Origin of the sequence: Sedimentitalea arenosa (assembly GCF_016428585.1) — a bacterium.
In the GTDB taxonomy this organism is placed as follows: Bacteria; Pseudomonadota; Alphaproteobacteria; order Rhodobacterales; family Rhodobacteraceae; genus Sedimentitalea; species Sedimentitalea arenosa.
In genome coordinates, this window is the sequence record NZ_JAELVR010000004.1 from 224,690 (window position 1) to 245,620 (window position 20,931).

Annotated in this window: 17 protein-coding genes; 8 read left to right on the forward strand and 9 right to left on the reverse strand. The window is 65.7% G+C overall.

All coding sequences use genetic code 11. From position 1 onward, the window contains the following. Positions 1–134: 134 nt before the first annotated feature. Entirely contained in the window at positions 135–1,346 is a 1,212-nt protein-coding gene (locus JF290_RS07605; protein ID WP_199024241.1) for a pyridoxal-phosphate-dependent aminotransferase family protein, read from the forward strand. A gap of 10 nt (positions 1,347–1,356) precedes the next feature. Here JF290_RS07605 and JF290_RS07610 read toward each other — a convergent pair whose 3' ends face one another. The 3 genes from JF290_RS07610 to JF290_RS07620 form a co-directional block, all read right to left on the reverse strand. Next, complete coding sequence (locus JF290_RS07610) at positions 1,357–1,542, reverse strand: hypothetical protein (RefSeq protein WP_199024242.1); 186 nt, start codon at positions 1,540–1,542, stop codon at positions 1,357–1,359. 65 nt (positions 1,543–1,607) lie between these two features. Continuing rightward, a complete protein-coding gene (locus JF290_RS07615) occupies positions 1,608–2,729 on the reverse strand; it encodes a pyridoxal phosphate-dependent aminotransferase (protein WP_199024243.1) in 1,122 nt (373 codons plus the stop codon). A 42-nt stretch (positions 2,730–2,771) separates the two neighbouring features. Beyond that, positions 2,772–3,188, reverse strand: a complete 417-nt coding sequence (locus JF290_RS07620; RefSeq protein WP_199024244.1) for a YbaN family protein — start codon at positions 3,186–3,188, stop codon at positions 2,772–2,774. Between the two features lie 132 nt (positions 3,189–3,320). Here JF290_RS07620 and JF290_RS07625 point away from each other — a divergent pair, with 132 nt between their 5' ends. Then, the gene (locus JF290_RS07625; RefSeq protein ID WP_199024245.1) at positions 3,321–4,103 is read left to right on the forward strand and encodes a crotonase/enoyl-CoA hydratase family protein; all 783 of its coding nucleotides are present in this window, start codon (positions 3,321–3,323) and stop codon (positions 4,101–4,103) included. Positions 4,104–4,122: 19 nt separating this feature from the next. On the opposite strand, the gene JF290_RS07630 is transcribed toward JF290_RS07625, so the two are convergent. Next, the gene (locus JF290_RS07630) at positions 4,123–7,242 is read right to left on the reverse strand and encodes a valine--tRNA ligase (RefSeq protein ID WP_199024357.1); all 3,120 of its coding nucleotides are present in this window, start codon (positions 7,240–7,242) and stop codon (positions 4,123–4,125) included. Between the two features lie 247 nt (positions 7,243–7,489). On the opposite strand from JF290_RS07630, the gene JF290_RS07635 reads away from it, so the two are divergent. Beyond that, entirely contained in the window at positions 7,490–9,790 is a 2,301-nt protein-coding gene (locus JF290_RS07635; protein WP_199024246.1) for a xanthine dehydrogenase family protein molybdopterin-binding subunit, read from the forward strand. Further along, positions 9,765–10,862: a DUF2235 domain-containing protein gene (locus JF290_RS07640; RefSeq protein ID WP_199024247.1), complete on the forward strand. Its 1,098-nt coding sequence runs from the start codon at positions 9,765–9,767 to the stop codon at positions 10,860–10,862. The genes JF290_RS07635 and JF290_RS07640 overlap by 26 nt, the downstream gene beginning before the upstream one ends. Here the strand turns inward: JF290_RS07640 and JF290_RS07645 are convergent. Then, positions 10,855–11,334, reverse strand: coding sequence for a PaaI family thioesterase (locus JF290_RS07645; RefSeq protein ID WP_199024248.1), 480 nt, complete (start codon positions 11,332–11,334; stop codon positions 10,855–10,857). The genes JF290_RS07640 and JF290_RS07645 overlap by 8 nt on opposite strands. A gap of 57 nt (positions 11,335–11,391) precedes the next feature. Next, the gene (gene metF / locus JF290_RS07650; RefSeq protein ID WP_199024249.1) at positions 11,392–12,258 is read right to left on the reverse strand and encodes a methylenetetrahydrofolate reductase [NAD(P)H]; all 867 of its coding nucleotides are present in this window, start codon (positions 12,256–12,258) and stop codon (positions 11,392–11,394) included. 90 nt (positions 12,259–12,348) lie between these two features. On the opposite strand from metF, the gene JF290_RS07655 reads away from it, so the two are divergent. After that, positions 12,349–13,254, forward strand: a complete 906-nt coding sequence (locus JF290_RS07655; protein WP_199024358.1) for a LysR family transcriptional regulator — start codon at positions 12,349–12,351, stop codon at positions 13,252–13,254. Between the two features lie 87 nt (positions 13,255–13,341). Here JF290_RS07655 and JF290_RS07660 read toward each other — a convergent pair whose 3' ends face one another. After that, positions 13,342–14,382, reverse strand: a complete 1,041-nt coding sequence (locus tag JF290_RS07660) for an NADP-dependent oxidoreductase (protein WP_199024250.1) — start codon at positions 14,380–14,382, stop codon at positions 13,342–13,344. A gap of 166 nt (positions 14,383–14,548) precedes the next feature. Here JF290_RS07660 and JF290_RS07665 point away from each other — a divergent pair, with 166 nt between their 5' ends. After that, entirely contained in the window at positions 14,549–15,334 is a 786-nt protein-coding gene (locus JF290_RS07665; protein ID WP_199024251.1) for an inositol monophosphatase family protein, read from the forward strand. A gap of 127 nt (positions 15,335–15,461) precedes the next feature. On the opposite strand, the gene JF290_RS07670 is transcribed toward JF290_RS07665, so the two are convergent. Together JF290_RS07670 and putA are read right to left on the reverse strand one after the other, a co-directional pair. Continuing rightward, a complete protein-coding gene (locus tag JF290_RS07670) occupies positions 15,462–16,205 on the reverse strand; it encodes a rhomboid family intramembrane serine protease (protein ID WP_199024252.1) in 744 nt (247 codons plus the stop codon). A gap of 82 nt (positions 16,206–16,287) precedes the next feature. After that, positions 16,288–19,695, reverse strand: a complete 3,408-nt coding sequence (putA, locus tag JF290_RS07675; protein ID WP_199024253.1) for a bifunctional proline dehydrogenase/L-glutamate gamma-semialdehyde dehydrogenase PutA — start codon at positions 19,693–19,695, stop codon at positions 16,288–16,290. Between the two features lie 105 nt (positions 19,696–19,800). Here putA and JF290_RS07680 point away from each other — a divergent pair, with 105 nt between their 5' ends. Then, positions 19,801–20,289, forward strand: coding sequence for an Lrp/AsnC family transcriptional regulator (locus JF290_RS07680; protein WP_199024254.1), 489 nt, complete (start codon positions 19,801–19,803; stop codon positions 20,287–20,289). Between the two features lie 31 nt (positions 20,290–20,320). Then, positions 20,321–20,890 (forward strand): tetratricopeptide repeat protein, encoded by a 570-nt coding sequence (locus JF290_RS07685; RefSeq protein ID WP_199024255.1) that lies wholly within the window; start codon positions 20,321–20,323, stop codon positions 20,888–20,890. Positions 20,891–20,931 lie beyond the last annotated feature (41 nt).

Genomic DNA, 20,931 nt, shown 5'->3' on the forward strand with positions numbered 1-20,931 from the left:
GGCGGAGGCAGCACGCCCCGGTTTCGTGGTGGCGCCATTTAACCACGTGACGACAACAGCGCAACCCGCGCACCGGTGGATTGACCTTGCCGCCGCCGCGGCTAGGGTGATCCGGTATCAGTCGAGAGGACCGCATGACTCATCCGCTTTCGCTTGCGCAGGGGCGCGAATACCTCGCGATTCCGGGACCGTCGGTGATCCCCGATGCGGTGTTGCAGGCCATGCATCGTCCGGCGCCCAATATCTATGCAGGTGCGCTGATCGAAATGACGGCGACGCTGATTCCCGACCTCAAGCGCATCGCCCGGACCGAGCATTCCGCCGCGATCTATATCTGCAACGGACATGGCGCCTGGGAAGCGGCGCTGGCCAACGTGATCGCGCCGGGCGAACGGGTGCTTGTGCCTGCGACCGGACGCTTCGGCATCGGCTGGGGAGAGATGGCAGAGGGGCTTGGGGCCGAGGTCGACGTGATCGATTTCGGGAAATCCTCACCCATGGATCTCGACCGGATCCGGGATGCTCTGCGCGACGACAATGCGCATGCGATCAAGGCGGTGCTGGCGGTGCATGTGGACACGTCGAGTTCCGTGCGCAACGACATCGCCGGTCTGCGCGCGGTGCTGGACGACGTCGGCCATCCGGCGCTCCTGATGGCCGATTGCATCGCGTCGCTCGGCTGTGACCGGTTCGAGATGGACGCCTGGGGCGTCGACGTGATGGTGACCGGCTGCCAGAAGGGCTTGATGGTGCCGCCGGGAATCAGCTTCGTGTTCTTCAACGACAAGGCTGCCGCGGTACGCGCCGCGATGCCGCGGGTCAGTCGATATTGGGATTGGGGGCCGCGCGGCGATCCGGCCGAGTTCTACCAGTATTTCGGCGGCACCGCCCCGACCCAGCATCTTTATGGTCTGCGCACGGCGCTCGACATGATCCACGCCGAGGGGATCGAACATGTCTGGGCGCGCCATCAGCGTCTGGCCGAGGCGATCTGGACCGCCTGCGAGACCTGGGGGCAGGCCGACGGGCCGCTCAGGCTCAACATCGAAGACCGGGCGTATCGCAGCCACGCGGTCACGGCGCTGCGGCTGCAACCCCCGCAGGGCACGGCGCTCAGGAACTGGGTGCAGGAGAATCTGGGTCTGACCCTCGGGATCGGGCTGGGCATGGCCGCGCCGGGCGATCCGGCCTGGCACGGGTTCTTCCGGTTGGGCCACATGGGCCACGTCAACGGGCAGATGGTTCTGGGGATGTTGGGCGGGATCGAGGCGGGGCTCTGCGCGCTTGAGGTTCCGCATTACACCGGCGGGGTGGCGGCGGCGGCCCGGGTGATCGCCGGGCGCTGATCGGCCATTGTCAGCCGGCGTTACGCCGCGCGGACAGCCGGTCGATGCCGTGATGCAGAGCCAATGCCACGAGCAGCACAGGCACGAAGCCGAAGATCGCCCAGAGCAGGCCGAAGACCCAGATCAGATTGATCGCCATCATCGTCAGGGCGGCAGTGGTATAGTTCGGGGCGGCGCCGGGTCTGTCGTCGTTCATGGCATGGTCCCTTTTGCACGCCCCCACGATTGATACGGTTTTATCCCCGATCCGCTGATTGCCCGTCAACACTCCGGTGATCGGCGACGCGCTGCCGCCAGCGCCTCGGGCAGCGCGGCGGCAAGGGCGTCAAGATCGGCGGGCGTGCCGCAACTGACCCGAATGCAGCGGTTCTGGGGGGCCGCGAACGGCATCCGCACGAATATCCCGCGTTCGATCAGCCCATCCAGCACGGCCTTGGCAAAGACCCCGTCGGCGCCGCAATCGATGGCGGTGAAATTCGTCGCCGAGGGCAATGGCGCGAGGCCGTTCTCGCGTGCGATGTCGCCGATGCGGGTGCGCGCCGCGTCGATCTGGTCCTGAACGTGGCGCAACCAGTCCGTGTCGCCAAGGGCTGCCAGCGCGGCGGCCTGCGCTGCACGGTTCATTCCGAAATGGTTGCGCACCTTGTTGAAGGCCAAGACCAGATCGGGTGCCGCCAACCCGTAGCCGACACGCGCTCCTGCCAGCCCGTGCACCTTGGAAAACGTCCGCATGCGGATCAGTCTCGGGTCGTCGGCATCGACCGGGGCGGCCGTCCCCTCGGGCGCGCATTCGACATAGGCTTCGTCCAGGACCAGCAGGCAACCCTCGGGCAGGCCATCCAGTGCCGCGACGATGTCCGCACCGCTGTGCCAGCTTCCCATCGGGTTGTCCGGGTTGGCCAGGTAGACCAGCTTGGCATCAACGTCGGCTGCCTTGGTGAACAGGCTGGCCGGATCCTCGCGGTCATTCACATAAGGCACCTTGTGCAGCGTGCCGCCATAGCCGGCCACATGGTAGTTGAATGTCGGATAAGCCCCATCCGACGTGACGACATGGTCCCCGGGTCCGACCAGCAGTCGCACGAGATATCCCAGCAGCCCGTCGATGCCCTCGCCGACGACGACATGATCGGGCGTCACGCCGTGATGGGCGGCAAGTGCCGCGCGCAGGTCGTGGTTCTCGGGGTCGCCATACATCCAGATGTCGCCAGCGGCTCCCTGCAGGGCGGCGATCGCCTTGGGGGAGGGGCCGAACACGCTTTCGTTGGCACCGAGGCGCGCGGCAAAGGGGGCGCCGCGGGCGCGCTCCTGGGTCTCGGGGCCGACGAAGGGCACCGTGGCGGGCAGGGATCGGGCAAGCGGGGTGTATCTGGGTCCGGTCATGAGCGCAGTTAACCCACGCGTTCGGGCAAGGGCAAGCAGTGCTCAGCCTGGCCCGTCGGGTCGCGTCAACACATAAGTTGCGGCGCCCGACAGGCAGATGGCCTGCACGACGAGAACCCAAGGGGAAACCCCGGCCCAGACGTTGGCCGCGAAGACCAACGCCATGACGGCGCAGGACAGCCGCTTGATCGGGCGCGGGATCGCGCCATGCGCCTCCCAGTCGGCGATCACCGGGCCGAACACCCGGTGCGCCAGCAACCAGCGCCGCAAGCGGGGCGAGCCGCTCGAAAAACAGAAGGCCGCGAGAATGACGAGCGGCGTCGTCGGCAGCACCGGCAGAACGACCCCGATCAGGCCGAGCGCCAGCGCCAACAGGCCCGCGATAGTCCAGGCGAGTCGGCGCGCGGCATCGCGCTTGCGCGGCGCCGGGGCACCGGGGGGAGGGGCCGAGTCATCCATGGCGGAGCCTTTGCAGATCGGCCACGCGATTGCAAACCCGCCGCCGGGCAACCTGCCGTGCCCTGACGTTCGGCTGGTCAACCGGGCGGAAATCGGGTCAACATGCGCTCGGATCAGACCAGGAGGCAGGACATGGCGCGCGTTTCGATCACATACGAAGACCACATTGCACAGGTCACGCTGACCCGTGGCGACAAGATGAACGCGCTCGATGATGCGATGTTCGAGGCGATCGTGCATGCCGGCGAGGAAGTCGCGGCGTCCGATGCCCGCGCCGTGGTGCTGTCGGGCGAGGGCAAGAGCTTCTGCGCCGGGCTCGACCTCGCCAGTTTCGCCAAGATGGGGCAGGTCGATCCGACCGAATGGCTGATGGGGCGGACCCATGGCGACACCAACCTGATGCAGGAAATGGCGCTGTGCTGGCGTCGCGTTCCGGTGCCGGTGATCGCGGCCCTTCACGGTGCGGTCTATGGCGGCGGTCTGCAACTGGCGCTGGGGGCCGACATTCGCATCGCCGCTCCCAACGCCAAGCTGTCGTTGATGGAGATGAAGTGGGGCCTCGTGCCAGATCTCGGCGGCATGGTGCTGTTGCCGCGGCTGGTGCGCTCGGACGTACTGCGCCAACTGACCTACACCGCGCGGCCGATCCAGGCCGATCAGGCCGAACGCTGGGGCCTAGTCACCTCGATCTCGGACGATCCGCTGACCGCGGCGCTCGACATGGCCGCCGATATCGCCGGCAAGAGCCCCTCGGCCATCCGCGCCGCCAAGCGCCTGATCGAGGTCGCGGAAACTGAAGAGCGCGCCGACGTCCTGATGGCAGAGTCCCGCGAATCCGCCGGCCTGATCGGCCAGCCCGATCAGATGGAAGTGATCGCCGCCCAGATGCAGGGACGCAAACCCAAGTTCAAGTGACCCGAACGCGCGGGCGTGGTCAGGCCAGTTCGGCCAACCGCGCCAGCGCGTCCTTGATCTTGGCTTCTTCCTCTTCGCGCGCGGCGAGGTTGGCGCGGGTTTCCTCGACCACCTCTGGCGGGGCGCTTTCGGCGAATTTCGGGTTGTTCAGGCGCCCACGCAGGCCGCCCAGTTCCTTGGCCAGCTTGCCCAGCGTCTTCTCCAGACGCGCCTGTTCCTCGGCAATGTCGATGATCCCGGCCAGGGGCAGGCCGAAGCGCGCGCCTTCCGCCGTGATCGCGACCGTGCCTTTCGGCAATTCTTCCGCGTCGCTCAGGCTTTCGATCCGGGCCAACCGCTTGATCAGGGTTTCGTTGCGCTGCCAGGCAGCGCGCCCCCGCGCGTCGATATCGGTGACCAGCATCGGCACGTAGAGCCCCGCTGGCACGTGCATCTGCGCGCGCGCCGAACGCACGCTTTCGATCAGCCCGATCACCCAGTTCATCTCGTGATCGGCCTCTGAATCCACCAGTTCGGCGCCATAGCTCGGCCAGTCGCCGTGGATCAGCATCTTGTCGCGCTGCCCCGACAGCTCCCACAGTTCTTCGGTGATGAAGGGCATGATGGGGTGCAGCATCAGCAGGCACTGGTCCAGAACCCATTTCATCACCTGCCGGGTCTCTTCGCGCGCCGGGTTGTCGTCGAGCAGCAGCGGCTTGGAGAATTCCACATACCAGTCGCAGACCTTGCCCCAGACAAAGGCATAGAGCGCGTTGGCCGCGTCGTTGAACCGATAGCCTGCCAGCGCGTCGTCAACCTCGATACGCACCTTGGCGACCTCGCCGATGATCCACTTGTTCAGGGTCTGCGTCGGAGCGGGGAGACCGGTGCCTGCGGCGGTGAACACCTCGTTCATCTCGGCAAAGCGCATCGCGTTCCACAGCTTGGTGCCGAAATTGCGATAGCCCGCGATACGTTGCGTATCCAGCTTCAGCGCGCCGCCAAGCGATGCCATGGCCGCATTGGTGAAGCGCAGCGCATCCGCGCCGTACTCGTCGATCAGGTCGAGCGGGTCGACCACGTTGCCGGTCGACTTGGACATCTTCTTGCCCTTGGCGTCGCGCACCAGCCCATGCAGATAGACCGTCCTGAACGGGATCTCACCGACCACGGACAATTGCATCATCATCATCCGAGCGACCCAGAAGAACAGGATATCGGTGCCGGTGATCAGGTCACTGGTCGGGAAGTATTTATTCAGTTCCTCGGTGTCCTCGGGCCAGCCCAGCGTTCCGATGGGCCAGAGCCCGGAGGAGAACCATGTGTCCAGCACGTCGGGATCGCGCCAGACCGGATAAACCAGCTGCGTCGGGTCCTGGCTGACCGCGTATTGTGCGAGGCTTTCGGCGAAGCGGTGGATCGCCTCGTGCTTGTCGGCGACCTCGATCGTGGTGGCGTGGCTCAGCGGGCTGGGAATGTCGGCGTTGTCATCGAGAAACTTGTCGGTAACGTCTTGGAAGCTGGCGGCGCATTCCATCACGGGGCCACGATTCAGCATGCCGCCCTCGTTCAGCAGACGACCCAGTTCGACCAGGTCGAGCTGTCCGTCGTTCTCATCGTCCTTGAAATCCTCTGCGGACAGGTCAAGCCCGTACCAGACGGGAATCTGGTGCCCCCACCAGAGCTGGCGGGAGATGCACCACGGTTCGATATTGTCGAGCCAGTGGAAATAAACCTTTTCCTCGCGCACGGGCAGGATTTTCACGTCGCCGTTGCGCACCGCGTCCAGCGCCGGTCCGACGATCTTGCCGGTGTCCACGAACCACTGATCCGTCAGCATCGGTTCGATCACGACCTTGGAGCGGTCGCCGAAGGGCTGCATGATCGGCTTGTTTTCGACCAGCGGTTCCTGAACCGTGATCTCCTCCCCCGTCTCGGCATCGGTCGTTGCAACCGGATGCGTCACGGCCAATCCCTCGGCGGTGATGTCGGCCACGACGCGTTTGCGGGCTTCGAACCGGTCCAGCCCGCGATATTCGTCGGGCACCAGGTTCATCGCCGCGATCATCGCCTCGTCGAAATTCTGCTCGCCCGCCGCGATGGCCTGTGCCACGGCGGCCTCCTCGGCATAGGGTTTGCCGTCGGCACGCATCGCGCCCTTGGTGTCCATCAGATTGTACATCGGGATGCCGCCGCGCTTGGCGACCTGATAGTCGTTGAAATCGTGCGCCCCGGTGATCTTGACCGCGCCACTGCCGAAATCGGGGTCCGGGTAGTCGTCGGTGATGATCGGGATCAGGCGGCGGTGCTCTTTCGGGCCGACCGGGATTTCGCAGAGCTGCCCGACAATGGGCGCGTAACGCTCATCGGATGGATGCACCGCGACCGCGCCGTCGCCCAGCATGGTCTCGGGCCGGGTTGTGGCGATGGCGATGTAGTCGCGGGTTTCGCGCAGGGTGACGGTGCCGTCTTCGTCCTTCTCGACATACTCATAGGTCGCGCCATTGGCGAGCGGGTACTTGAAGTGCCACATGTGGCCCGCAACCTCGATATTCTCGACCTCGAGATCGGAAATCGCGGTTTCGAAATGCGGGTCCCAGTTGACCAGTCGCTTGCCGCGATAGATCAGGCCCTTGTTGTACATCTCGACAAAGACCTTGATCACCGCATCGTGGAAATTGCCCTCTTCTCCCTTGGGCGCGCCCGGGGCACCGGACATGGTGAAAGCGTTGCGTGACCAGTCGCAGGAGGCTCCCAGCCGCTTGAGCTGGTTGATGATCGTGTCGCCACTCTCGGTCTTCCACTTCCAGATCTCGGCGGTGAAATCCTCGCGACTCCAGTCGCGGCGCGGCGGTTTGCCTTCGGCGGCCAGCTTGCGCTCGACCACCATCTGCGTCGCGATGCCGGCATGGTCCTGGCCGGGCTGCCACAGCGTGTCGAACCCGCGCATCCGGTGCCAGCGCACCAGGATGTCCTGCAGCGTGTTGTTGAACGCATGACCCATATGCAGGCTGCCGGTCACGTTCGGCGGCGGGATCATGACGCAGTAGGTTCCGGCACGCGAGGCATTCGCCCCGGCCCTGAAGCAACCGGCCTTCTCCCACGCCTCGTACAGGCGCGCCTCGGCCCGGGCCGCATCGAATGTCTTGTCCATCGCCATGTCGAATGCCTCTTTCTGGTCGCGCTTCATCTAGCGAAAGCCCGCCCCAAGGGGAAGGTGGCACTACGGATTTCTTCATGAACAGGGTGGGGTGGTTGCCGACCGGTGGCTCAGGGTGCGGGCGATCGGAAAGGCGCGGCAATGGTGTCTTGGTGCAACTCTCTCATCCAATCCCGCAACTGGACATCAACGCGGCAGGGGCTACTGTCCGCAGCGCAGTCGCAAAGGTAAGAAGACGGTGGGACACATGCAGAAATTCGGAAAAAGCCAACCCGTGACACGGGTCGAGGATGTGCGGTTCCTGCTGGGGTCGGGCCGGTATGTGGATGACACCGCACCGGCGGGCGCCTTGCACGCTCATGTTCTGCGCAGCCAGGTCGCCCATGGCGAGATTGTCGATCTGGACGTGTCCGCGGCGCGCGAGATGGACGGCGTGCATCTGGTCCTCACCCTGCACGACCTCGAGGCCGCCGGGCTGGACGTCGCCATGGATGCGACCCTCGTGAGCAATCGCGACGGAAGCGAGGCGGCCGCGCCCGAGCGTCCGATTCTCGCACGGGACCGGGTACGCTTTGTCGGCGAGCCCGTGGCGGTCGTGATCGCCGACACCCCGGAGCAGGCGCGCGACGCGGCCGAGGCGATCCTACTGCAGATCGACGATCTGCCGGTCAAACTCGACCCCGTCGCCGGCGGTCCAGTGATACACGTCGAAGCCCCCGAGAATCGTGCGTTTGACTGGGCCATGGGAGACGATGCCGCAACCGAGGCGGCGTTCAAGTCGGCGGCGCGAGTGGTTGCGCTGGACATCGAGGACAACCGCATCATCGTCAATGCGATGGAGCCGCGCGCCTGTCACGCGTCATGGGAGGACGGACGCCTGCATTTCGTGTTCGGCGGGCAGAACGTCTGGGGCATCAAGGACCGCCTCGCTCGGGCCCTCGGGGTCGAGCGGGAGCGCGTACACGTGCGCATTCCCGATGTCGGCGGCGGCTTCGGGATGAAGGCCATGGCTTATCCCGAGTACTACGTTGTCGCCCATGCCGCGCGGGTGCTGGGAACGCCGGTGCGCTGGATCTCGGACCGGTCCGAGGCCATGCTCAGCGACAACGCGGGCCGCGACCTGACCTCTCGCGCCGAGCTGGCCTTTGACGAATCCGGTCATATTATCGGTTACCGCGTTCATTCGCGCGTGAACCTCGGGGCCTATAACAGCCAGATGGGCCAGCCGATCCAGACCCAACTGTTCTCGCGCGTGCTGATGGGGTGCTACGACGTTCAGGCCGTCTGGATGCGTGCCGAGGGGTTCTACACAAACACCACGCAGGTTGACGCCTATCGCGGCGCCGGCCGCCCCGAAGCGATTTATGTTCTGGAACGGGCGATGGACCGCGCGGCCCGTGAATTGGGCATCGACCCGTGGGAACTGCGACGGCGCAACTTCATCCCTGCTGACCGCTTCCCCTACCAGAGCGCCACCGGCGAAACCTATGATGTCGGCGATTTCCGCAAGGTGCTCGACAGGGCCGCGGCCGAAGCCGATCACGAAGGGTTCGCCACGCGTCGGTCCGCGGACGCGGCGCGGGGCCTGCTGCGGGGGCAGGGGCTCTGTTACTATATCGAAAGCATTCTGGGTGATCCTGCCGAAGGCGCGAAGGTCGAATTCCACGAGGATGGATCGGTGAGCATCTATGTCGGCACCCAGAGCAACGGGCAGGGCCATGAAACGGTCTATGCGCAGTTCCTGTCGGACCAGACCGGGATTCCGGCTGACATGATCCATGTGGTGCAGGGTGATTCCGACCTGATCGCGCAGGGCGGTGGCACCGGCGGGTCGCGATCGGTCACGACCCAGACTCACGCGACCCTGGTCACGGTAGACAAGATGATCGCAGCCTTCACACCCTATGTCGCCGACAAGATGGGGGTCGACCCCGAAACGGTCAACTTCGAGGACGCCACCTTCCGTGCCACCGGCACCAACCTCGCGCCGACGCTGCTGGACGCGGCCGAGATGGCGCGCGCTGATGGCCGCGTCGATCTGCTGCAGCACGAGGCCCGCGCGACGCTGCCGGCGCGCAGCTTCCCGAATGGCGCGCATGTGGCAGAGGTCGTCGTCGATCCGGAAACCGGCAGCGTCAAGGTCGAGAGATATACCGTGGTTGACGATTTCGGTAACCTGATCAACCCGCTTCTCGCCGAAGGGCAGGTGCATGGCGGTGTCGCGCAAGGCCTCGGCCAGGCGATCACCGAGCGGGTCGTGTTCGACGAGGATGGCCAGATCCTGACCGCAAGCTTCATGGACTACGCGATGCCACGCGCCGCCGACGTCCCGATGATCGCGTTCCATTCCGAACCGGTGCCCTCCACCGCCAACCCGATGGGGATGAAGGGATGTGGCGAGGCCGGAACCGTCGGATCGATGGCCGCGGTCGCCAATGCCGTGCAGGACGCGTTGTGGCAGGCCGGCGTCCGCCAGGCCGACATGCCCTTCACGCCGAACCGCGTGTGGGATATGCTGAGACATGCGTCTGACGCGCCTCGCCAATAAGCTCCTCGGCTGGCTGGGTCGCCCCCTCTGGGCGACGCATTCCGCCGAGGTCGTGCCGCGCGGCCCACTGACCCATGTGATCATTCTGGATGGCACCCTGTCGACGCTCGAACCGGGCTTTGAGACCCACGCCGGGATGACCTATCGGCTGTGCCGCGAGATGGGAGCGCAGGTTTCGGTCTATTACGAGGCCGGGGTGCAATGGAGCACTTGGCGAAACACCATCGACGTGATCATGGGGCGCGGAATCAACCGCCAGATCCGGCGGGCCTACGGCTATCTCGCCTCGCGCTACCGACCGGGCGACCGGATCTTCTTCTTCGGCTACTCGCGCGGGGCTTTCGCGGTGCGCTCTCTGGCCGGCGTGATCGACATGGTCGGCCTGCTGAAGGCGGAACATGCGACCGAGCGCAATATCCAGACCGCTTATCGCCACTATGAACTGAACCCGAACGGGCCGCACGCGCGCGCCTTTCGCGCGGCCTTCTGCCACGATTCCGTGCCGATCGAAATGGTCGGGGTCTGGGATACGGTCAAGGCTCTTGGGTTGCGCCTGCCCCTGCTGTGGCAGTGGTCCGAGGCACGACACGCCTTTCACAACCAGCAACTGGGCCCAAGCATCCGCAACGGCTTTCACGCGCTGGCGCTGGACGAGACCCGCCAGGTCTACGAGCCCGAGATGTGGACATGTCCCGACGGATTCGAGGGCCGTGTCGAACAGGTCTGGTTCCGCGGCACACATGGCGATGTGGGCGGCCATCTGAACGGCTATGAACCGGCGCGCCCGCTGGCCAACATCTCGCTGGTGTGGATGCTGGACCAGGCCGCATCCTGCGGCATGCCGCTGCCGGAAACCTGGCGCGCGCGCTTCTTCACCGATCCCGATGCGCCGTCGGTCGGCACCTGGCGCGGATGGGGGCGGATCTTCTGGCTCAGGCGCGGGCGGGTGTTCGGGCGCGACCGCTCGGAACGGCTGCATGACAGCGTGCGGATCGATGGGCTCGCCAACGGCAACGCGCCTTCGCTGCGGTTTCAGTCCCGCGACGGCGGCGGTGCCACCGAGGTCAGGTGATCTTCATGATGATGCAGGTGGTCGAGCCGGTGGCATAGAGCTTGCCATCCTCGATGCCGCGGATCTCGCCATGGGCCACTCCGGTGGAGCGTCCGGCATGGTCGATTTGACCGATGCAGTCGATCGCCATCCCCACGGGGATCGGCCGCAGGATGTTCACCTTGTATTCGAGCGTCGTGTAGACCGATCCGCGCGGGACCTTCGTCATCACCGCGCAGGCCATTGCGCTGTCCAGCAGCGTTCCATACCAGCCGCCGTGGACCGTGCCCATCGGGTTGGTGACGCCGAACGCGGGCGCGCCACGAAACACGACCCTGCCGTCCTCGACCGCGTGCAGGGAATAGCCCATCGTTTGGGCGATCGGCGGCCCGGGATAGCGGCCCTCCTTCATGCCCTGCATGAATTCCAGCCCCGACATCGACAGGACCTCGGAGGTGTCGAGCAGTTCGTCGGGTGTGCGGGCGATGTTCATTGGGGTCTCTCCAGCTGATCGCCCGGAGGCTAGCAGCGACGGAGGGCTTGGCAATTGTTACGCGACGTTCTGCAGTTGGACCTTGGGCGTGACGCCGAGCGCGTGGCAGACGTCGCGAGTCAGTTCGGGTCGGTTCAGCGTGTAGAAATGCAGCATCTCGACGCCGCCGTCGATGAGTTCGCTGCACAGCTCGGTGCAAAGCGCCGTGGCCAGCAAATCCTGGCGGTCGTCGCGCACGGCCTTCTCAAACGCGTCTTCGACCCAGGTCGGGATCGCGGCGCCGCAACGGCGGGCGAAGTTGCGCGCACCTTTCCAGTTCTCGATCGGCAGGATGCCGGGCGTGATCGGGGCGTCGATGCCAGCCGCCGCGCAGGCGTCGCGGAAGCGGAAGAAGGTTTCGGACTCAAAGAAGAACTGGGTCAGCGCCTCGCTCGCGCCGGCGTCGAGCTTGGCCTTGAGCCAGTCGATGTCGGCGGCCATGTCGCGCGCCTCGGGGTGGATGTCGGGATACGCGCCGACGCGGATCGTGAAGCGCCCGGTGTCGGCCAGCGCGCCGATCAGTTCGACCGAATTGGCGAACCCCTCGGGATGGGCGCGGAAGGCACCGCTGTCCTTCGGCGGGTCGCCGCGCAGCGCGACGATGTCGGTGACGCCCGCCTCGGCGAAGCCGTCGGCGATGGCCAGCGTTTCCGCGCGCGTGGCGTTTACGCAGGTGAGGTGTGCCGCCACGTTCAGGCCCGATGTCTCGTGCAGCGTCGCCACCGCCTCGCGCGTCAGGTCGCGGGTGGTGCCGCCGGCGCCGTAGGTGACCGACACGAAGCGCGGTTCGAGCGGTGCCAGCGTCTGCACGGTGTCCCACAGCCGGAACGAGCCGGCCAGGTTCTGCGGCGGGAAGAACTCGAACGAAACGGCGGGTGTGGTCATGATGGATTCCTCTGATTTCCGCTCTTGTTGCACGCGAACCGTTGTGAGACAATTTCATAATCCTCAACAACAACATGAGTGAGACGACAGTTGCATATCGAGTTCCGCCATCTGCGCACCATCAAGGCGATCCATGAATGTGGCGGACTCGCCCGCGCGGCGGAGCAGCTGCACATCACCCAGAGCGCGCTGAGCCACCAGATCAAGGGGCTCGAGGACCAGGCCGGGGTCGAGCTTTTCGTCCGCCGTTCCAAGCCGATGACCCTGTCTCCGGCGGGGCTGCGGCTGTTGCGCCTTGCTGATCAGGTTTTGCCGCAGGTCGAGGCGACACTGGCGGAATTCGGCAACCTGCGCGAGGGCAAGAGCGGCCGGATGCACATCGCCATCGAGTGCCACGCCTGTTTCGAATGGTTGTTCCCGGTGCTCGAGGGGTTCCGCAAGACATGGCAGGACGTGGATGTGGACATCCGTCCGGGTCTGGCGTTCGACGCGCTGCCCGCGCTGCAGAAGGAGGAGGTCGACCTCGTGGTCTCCTCCGATCCGGAAGACCTGTCGGGTGTCGAGTTCATCGAGTTGTTCGACTACGCGCCGGTCTTCGTCGCCGCCGCGGCGCATCCGCTCGCAGGCAAGCCGTGGATCGATGCCGAGGATTTCCGCGGTCAGACGCTGATCACCTATCCGGTCGAGCGCAGTAGGTTGGACGTGTTCAGCCAATTGCTGATCCCGGCCAAGGTGGAACCGGCACAGGTGCGCCAGGTCGAGCTGACCGCGGTGATCCTGTTGCTCGTCGCCTCCAACCGAGGTGTCGCGGTGTTGCCGGACTGGGTGGTGCGGGAGGTCAAGTATTCGTCTGACTACGTGACGCGTCCTCTGACCGAGCAGGGGATCACCCGCAGGCTTTACGCCGCGATCCGTACAGAGGATCGCGACAAGCCGTTCATGCAGACCCTGATCGCCCTGGCGCGCAGCGAGGCGCGCCGGTTGCAGGCGGCGTAAGCGGGATAGGGGGCGGCAGGGGGCCAGCCCCCTCTGGACGCCGGGGGCGTCCATTCACCCCCGGAGTAGTTGCCGCGAAGATGAAGGTCAGGCGATCTTGACGATCTGCTTGCCAACGTTCTTGCCCTGCAAGAGGCCCATGAAGGCCTCGGGCGCGTTTTCCAGACCTTCCGCGACGTCTTCGAGAAAGGCGATTTCGCCCTTGGCGACCCTGGGGCCAATCTCGCCCAGGAAGGTCGGGTAGCGGTCCCAATGGTTGGAGATGATGAAGCCGTTCACCGACAGGAACTTTACGAGGATGTTGCGCCAGAGTGCCGGGGCAGTCAGCTGTTCCTGTGCGGCGCCCGCGCCGAGACCGCCGGCGTTGTACCAGCTGATCATGCCGCAGATCGGGATGCGCCCGTGCGGGTTCATCAGCGGAAAGACCGCTTCGAGCACCTTGCCGCCGACATTTTCGAAATAGATGTCGATGCCGTCCGGGCATTCGGCGGAAAGCGCCTTGCGCAAGTCCGAGGCCGTGTCATGGGCGCGGTGGTCGATGCAGGCGTCAAAGCCGAATTTCTCGACCGCCAGCTTGCACTTGTCCGCTCCGCCCGCGATGGCGACGGTGCGCAGGTCGAGCGATTTGGCGATCTGCCCGACCATCGACCCGACAGGGCCAGTGGCGGCGGCGACCACGAGGGTTTCGCCCTTCTTGGGGCGGCCATACTCCATCAACCCATGCCAGCCGGTGAAGCCGGGCATACCGAGAACGCCGAGCGCTGCGGTGATTGGGCCGTGCGCAGGGTCGAGCTTGCGCAGCATCTTGGCGGGTTGCACCGCGTGGGTGGCCCAGCCCAGCATGCCGAAGGCGAAATCGCCGGGCTTGAAATGGGGGCTGTTTGAGGCCACGACCTCGCCAACGCCGCCGGCTTCCATGGTGCCGCCGATCGGCACCGGGGCAGCATAGGACTTCGCGTCATCCATGCGCCCGCGCATGTAGGGATCCAGCGACATGTAGTGCACCTTGACAAGCACCTCGCCATCGCCGGGAGTCGGCATCGGCTTGCTTTCGAGGCGGAAATTCTCGGGCGTCGGGGCGCCGCTGGGGCGGCTGGCGAGTGCGATGTGTTGCATCTGGTCGGTCATGGTCGGTCCTCCTGTTGCGTTGGCGCGACGGTGCCGACCCGCCGTGGCAAAGGCAAGGGCGATGCGGTCTGACGCTGCGGCATCGGCGGATGCGTGCGAAGCGACGGCTTGGCAATGGCCGCTGGCGCGCGTATACGCGCGGCCTGATCGGACAGGAGCGGGCGACATGGTAGGCAGTGCAAATCTCAACGTGATGATGAAGGCCGCGCGCAAGGCGGGCCGGTCGCTGGTCAAGGATTTCCGCGAGGTCGAAAACCTCCAGGTGTCGATGAAGGGCGCCGGTGATTTCGTGTCGCGGGCTGACTTGGCCGCAGAGAAGATCATCCGCGACGAGCTGATGGGCGCGCGCCCCACCTATGGTTGGGTCGGCGAGGAAAGCGCGCCGGTCGACGGCAAGGACCCGACCCGACGCTGGCTGGTCGATCCGTTAGACGGCACGACGAACTTTCTCCACGGCTTGCCGCATTGGGCGGTCTCGATCGCGCTGGAACACAAGGGCGAGGTGGTCGCGGGGGTGATTTTCGATGCCGCCAAGGACGAGATGTTCTTTGCCGAGAAGGGAGCGGGTGCCTGGATGAACGACACGCGGCTGCGGGTGTCGGGGCGCAGCAAGATGATCGAGAGCATCTTTGCGACCGGCTTGCCCTTTGGCGGACGGGCCGACCTGCCCAAGACGCTGAAGGACCTGGGGCGGCTGTTGCCGGCCTGCGCCGGGGTGCGGCGCTGGGGCGCGGCGGCGCTGGACATGGCCTATGTGGCGGCAGGTCGCTATGACGGTTTCTGGGAGCGTCGGCTGAATGCCTGGGACATGGCGGCTGGCGTCGTCATCGTGCGCGAGGCAGGTGGTTTGATCGAACCGATCCAACCGGGTGGAGATCTGCTGGGCGACGGCGAGGTCCTCTGCGCCAACGAGGCGATCTTCGACCAGTTCGCCAAGGTCATCCGGGGCTGAGAGCTTCAGAGCCGCGAGACCCCACGGGCTTGCAGAGATCTATTCGCGGGCGATCCAATATCCTGTTGTAAGGCGGCACTTCCAAACAGTTTTTGGGGTGTGCGATCGCGTGGAGCGGAGTCGCGGTTCAGCGGCGGGGCACGCGCGGGATGCGGCTTGGGCTGAAGCGATAGCGCGCTTCCGGATGGGGCGGGTGGCCTTCGGTGCGCAGCCAGAAGCGCGGACCGCCAAGCCGGAGCCAGAGGGGCGTCGCCAGAACGAGGCCGACGACGAAACCGCCCGCATGGGCCCAATAGGCGACCCCGCCAAGATCCGGGTCGGAGCCGAGCCCACCGATGAACTGCATGGCGAACCAGACCGCCAGCACGATCCATGCCGGAATCGTGAACACGCGGAAGTAGACGATCAGGATCAGCAGGATGTCGACGCGCGCCTTTGGAAACAACAGTAGGTAGCCACCCATGACTCCGGCGATCGCTCCCGAAGCGCCGACCATCGGCACCTGTGATTGCGGTGCGGTGGCGACCTGCAGCAGGCCCGCGCCAACCCCGCAGAGCAGGTAGAAGCCGAGGAACTTGTAGTGTCCCATCTTGTCTTCCAGGTTGTCGCCGAAAATCCACAGGAACAGCATGTTGCCGGCGAGGTGCATCCAGCCGCCATGCAGGAACATCGAACTGAACACGGTGTGTAGACCGTCGCCATAGCTGATGCGGATCGGGATCATAGCCCAGTCGATGAAGAGCTGGTTCATCACGCGCGGATTGTCCATCGCACCTGCGTAGCTGAGGAAGATCAGCACGTTGGCGGCGATCAATCCGTAGACGACGTAGGGCGTGCGGCCGGACGGGTTGTGGTCGCGGATCGGGAACATGCCGTGACGCTGGGCGCAAACCGGGGCGGGGTCAAGAGCCGTCGGAACGACCTCGCCCCGCGCCGGTTGGTCGTGCGTCCGCTCAGGCGTTGCCGCCCAGGAGGGCTGCGTTGCCACCGGCGGCCGTGGTATCGACGCAGACATGCCGTTCGCCCATGACGCGGGCGATGTCCGGCTGGCCGGGGATCAACGGTATGATCGGACCGTCGCGCCTGGCCAGCACCTGCTCGATATGGCGCGCGGTTTCGGCTTCGCCCCACCAGATCACGCCGCCCAGGTCGGAGAGTTCGCCGAGGCGACCGGGATCGATCTGCCCGTCGGGGACGATGGCCCGACCGCCGAGCGCAGTCACGGCTTCGGCCTGGGACTGGGCGGTGGCCTTGCCCGGCCCCATGCAGAGCAGGGGCGCGCGTGGCATCATCGACAGGCGGTTGGACTCGCCTGTCGGACCGGGCAGGGTCTGCGGCGGTGGGGCCTTTGGCGCGCGATTGGGAGCGGGCAGGGCGGTGGCGGGTTGATCCCAGGTGTCGCTGCTGCTCTGACGGTCCGGTGCGCAGAAGCGGGGCATGTAGTTCGGCCCGCCCGCCTTGGGACCGGTGCCCGAGAGGCCTTCGCCTCCGAAGGGTTGGCTGCCGACGATGGCGCCGATCTGGTTGCGGTTGACATAGATGTTGCCGGCGTGGATCGCCTCGGTCACGTGTTGCACGCGGTCGTCGATACGGGTGTGAAGCCCGAATGTGAGGCCATAGCCGGTGGCGTTGATGTCCCCGATGATTCGGTCCAGATCGCGCGCCTTGAAACGGGCGACATGCAGGATGGGGCCGAAGATCTCGCGCTCCAGATCCCCGATGCCGTTGATCGAGATTAGGGTCGGGCCGACGAATGTGCCGCCGGCGGGGGCGCGCAGTTCCTTGAGCACCCGGCCATTGACGCGGGCCCGGTCCACATGGCTCTTGATGCCGTCCAGAGCCTGCTGGTCGATGACGGGGCCGGAATCGGTGGCGAGGTTCCACGGATCGCCCAGCGTCAGCGCATCCATCGCACCCTTGAGCATGGTCAGCACGTCCTCGGCGACGTCATCCTGCAGATAGAGGCAGCGCAGGGCGGAACAGCGCTGGCCCGCCGACTGGAAGGCGCTTTCAACGATGGACTGAACGGCCTGTTCGGGCAGGGCGGTGCTGTCGACGATCATCGCATTCAACCCGCCGGTTTCCGCGATGAGCGGCGAACCGGGGACAAGGTTGTCGGCCATGGCGGCGCGGATCCTGAGCGCGGTGGCGGTCGAGCCGGTGAACGCGACGCCATTGACGCGCGCATCCGATGTGAGCGCCGCGCCGACTGCCCCACCGCCGGGCAGCAGTTGCAGGGCATCTTTCGGCACGCCTGCCCGGTGCAGGAGGGTGACGGCGAGATGCGCGATCAGCGGGGTCTGTTCGGCGGGTTTGGCCAGAACCGCGTTTCCGGTCGCCAGTGCAGCGGCGATCTGGCCCGTGAAGATCGCCAGTGGGAAGTTCCACGGGCTGATGCAGGTGAAGGTACCCGCAGGTGGGGCGTCGGGGATGTTGGCGGCGTAATAACGCAGGAAATCCACCGCCTCGCGCAGTTCGGCAACGCCGTCGAGCAGCGACTTGCCGGCCTCACGCGACAGGAGGGCGAAGATCTCACCGAAGTTCTCCTCGTAGAGATCCGCGGTGGCGTTGAGGATCGCGGTGCGGTCGGCCGCGGCGGCCGTCCAAGGCGCTGCCTGCGCCAACGCGGTTTCGATATCGGCGGTGCTGGTGGTCGCGACGGTGCCGACCCGTTGCCCGGTGGCGGGGTTGGTGACCGGGGTTTCATCTTCGGGCGCGGCTTGGCCTGCGATCAACGGAGCCGCTTGCCAGGAATGATCACGGAACGGATTGCGGGCGGCATTGATGGCGGCCAGTGTCGGGGCGTGGGTCAGGTCGAACCCGCGCGAGTTCGGGCGCTCTGGCAGGAACAACTCGGTTCCGGTGGGCAGGTGCGGCGCATCCGCTTTGATCGCCTCGAACGGATCGGCGGCCACCGTTTCCGGCGGCACGGTCTCGTCTACGATCTGGTTCACGAAGGAACTGTTGGCGCCGTTCTCAAGCAGGCGGCGGACGAGATAGGCCAGCAGGTCGCGATGGGCGCCCACGGGGGCGTAGATGCGGCATCGCGTGCGGTTCTGGGTCTTGACGATCTGGTGCAGCGCCTCGCCCATGCCGTGCAGGCGCTGGAATTCGTAGCTCGCCGGATCTTTTGCCATGTGCAGGATCGCGGCGACCGTGTGCGCGTTGTGAGTGGCGAACTGCGGGTAGATCCGGTCGGTCATGCCGAGCAGTTTGCGCGCGTTCGCGATATAGGAAATGTCGGTCGCAGGCTTGCGGGTGAAGACGGGGAACCCGTCCATGCCGTCGACCTGCGCCTGCTTGATCTCGGTGTCCCAATAGGCACCCTTGACGAGTCGCACCATGATCCGGCGGTCATTTCGTGTGGCCATGTCGTAAAGCGCGTCGATCACGGTGCCGGCGCGCGGCCCATAGGCCTGCACGACGATGCCGAACCCGTCCCAGCCGGCCAATGCCGGTTCGCTGATCACCGCGTCGATCACGTCGAGCGACAGGGCCAGGCGGTCGGCCTCTTCGGCGTCGATGTTCAGCCCCATGCCCGCCGATTTGGCCAGCAAGGCGAGCGAGCGCAGGCGTGGCACGAGGTCGGACATGACGCGGGCCTCCTGCGCGACCTCGTAACGGGGGTGCAGGGCCGACAGCTTGACCGAGATGCCCGGATTGGCGCGGATATCGTCCGCGGTGCAGGCGGTGGCGATGGCGGTGATGGCGCGGGAGTAGGACAGGTGATAGCGCGACGCGTCGGCCTCGGTGCGGGCGGCCTCGCCAAGCATGTCATAGCTGTAGGTATAGCCCTTTTCCTCCATTCCTGCGGCGCGTTTCATCGCCGAGGTGATGGATTCGCCCAGAACGAACTGGCGGCCCATTTCCTTCATCGCGCGCCCGACAGCGGTGCGGATCACCGGTTCGCCCAGCCGTTTGACCGCGCTCCGCAGGGCGCGCACCGGGCTGGCGCGGTCGTCATCGAGCACCTTGCCGGTCAGCATCAAGGCCCAGGTCGAGGCGTTGACCAGCGAGGATGCGGAATGGCCGAGGTGCTTGCCCCAATCGCTCGGTGCGATCTTGTCCTCGATCAGCGCGTCGATCGTATCGGCATCCGGCACGCGCAGCAGCGCCTCCGCGAGACACATGAGTGCGATGCCCTCGTCGGTCGAGAGCCCGTACTCGGCGAGAAAGACTTCCATCAGCCCCGGTGCGGCGCTGCCGCGGATGCTGCGCACCAGGTCGGCCCCGGCAGCGCAGATCGCGGCGCGATCGGCTGCGCTCAAGTCGGCCTGCGCGATCAGCGTCTCGATCACGGCGGCTTCGTTGGCATATTTCCCGGTGTCGATACGGGTGCGCAGGTCGGGGGTGTCGATCATGTCTGGTCTCCGGTTTGTTCGGCCAGTATATACGTCAAATCGAGGGCGTTTGTCCTGAATCTGGAAAAACGGTAGCCTTTCGGACCGTAGTTGAAAGGATTTTCAATGCAAGACGACTGGGGTGCGCTTGACCGGTTCGACCGCAAGATCCTCGCCATTCTGGCCGAGGACGGGCGCATCAGCATCGCAGACCTCGCGCGGCGCATCGGGCTGAGCAAATCGCCGACGCAAGCGCGGTTGCGGCGACTGGAAAGCGACGGCGTCATCACCGGCTATAGGGCATTGATCGATCCGATCCGGCTGGGTCTGGATCACGTTGCTTTTGTCGAAGTGCGCCTGAACGACACGCGCGAAGCGGCATTGGCTGCCTTTAATGCGGCGGTCGCGAAGATCGGTGAAATCGAGCAGGTGCACCTGATTGCCGGCAATTTCGACTACCTGATGAAGGTGCGCACCCGGTCAATGACCGAGTATCGCATTGTTCTGGCTGAAAAAATATCGACCCTGCCGCATGTCTCGGGCACCTCGACCTATGTGGCGATGCAGGCGGTCAAGGAGGATGCCTCGTTGGGACCACTTGGAAATGTGGCTTGACCGGGACGACGATCACGTCAGCTTTGACGTCATGGTTCGTTTCATTTTCGCCGTGGCCGTCGCGCCCCTCCTGTTCGCCACCCCGCTCTGGGCGGACGGCTGTCCCACCGCGCCCGATCACTCCGACCGGTTGGACGCGTTGATCGCTCAGGTTCAGGCCGCCGGGTCGGATGCCGAGGCGCGGGATCTGTCCAACCGGATGTGGGCGCTGTGGGCGGATGCCCCGGACGAGCCGTCGCAGGCGATGCTGGACCAGGGGATGTCGCGCCGGTCGTCATATGACTATCTCGGCGCGCTCAAGGCGTTCGATCGGTTGGTCGACTACTGCCCGCACTATGCGGAAGGATACAACCAGCGGGCCTTCGTGAACTACCTGCGGCACGATTTCGCGGCCGCGCTGCCCGATCTGGACAAAGCCATCGAGTTGTCGCCCAAACACGTCGCCGCGATCGCCGGTCGGGCGTTGACATTGCTGGGCCTGAACCGGATCGACGAGGCGCGGGCCGAGCTTGACCGGGCGCTGGCCCTGAACCCCTGGCTTTCCGAGCGCGGTTTGGCGGCGCCGGGCGGGCCGCTCGCGCCCCCCGGCGAGGATATCTGACCTTTTGCCGGCACGGGTGCCTTGCGGCTGTCGGTCGAACC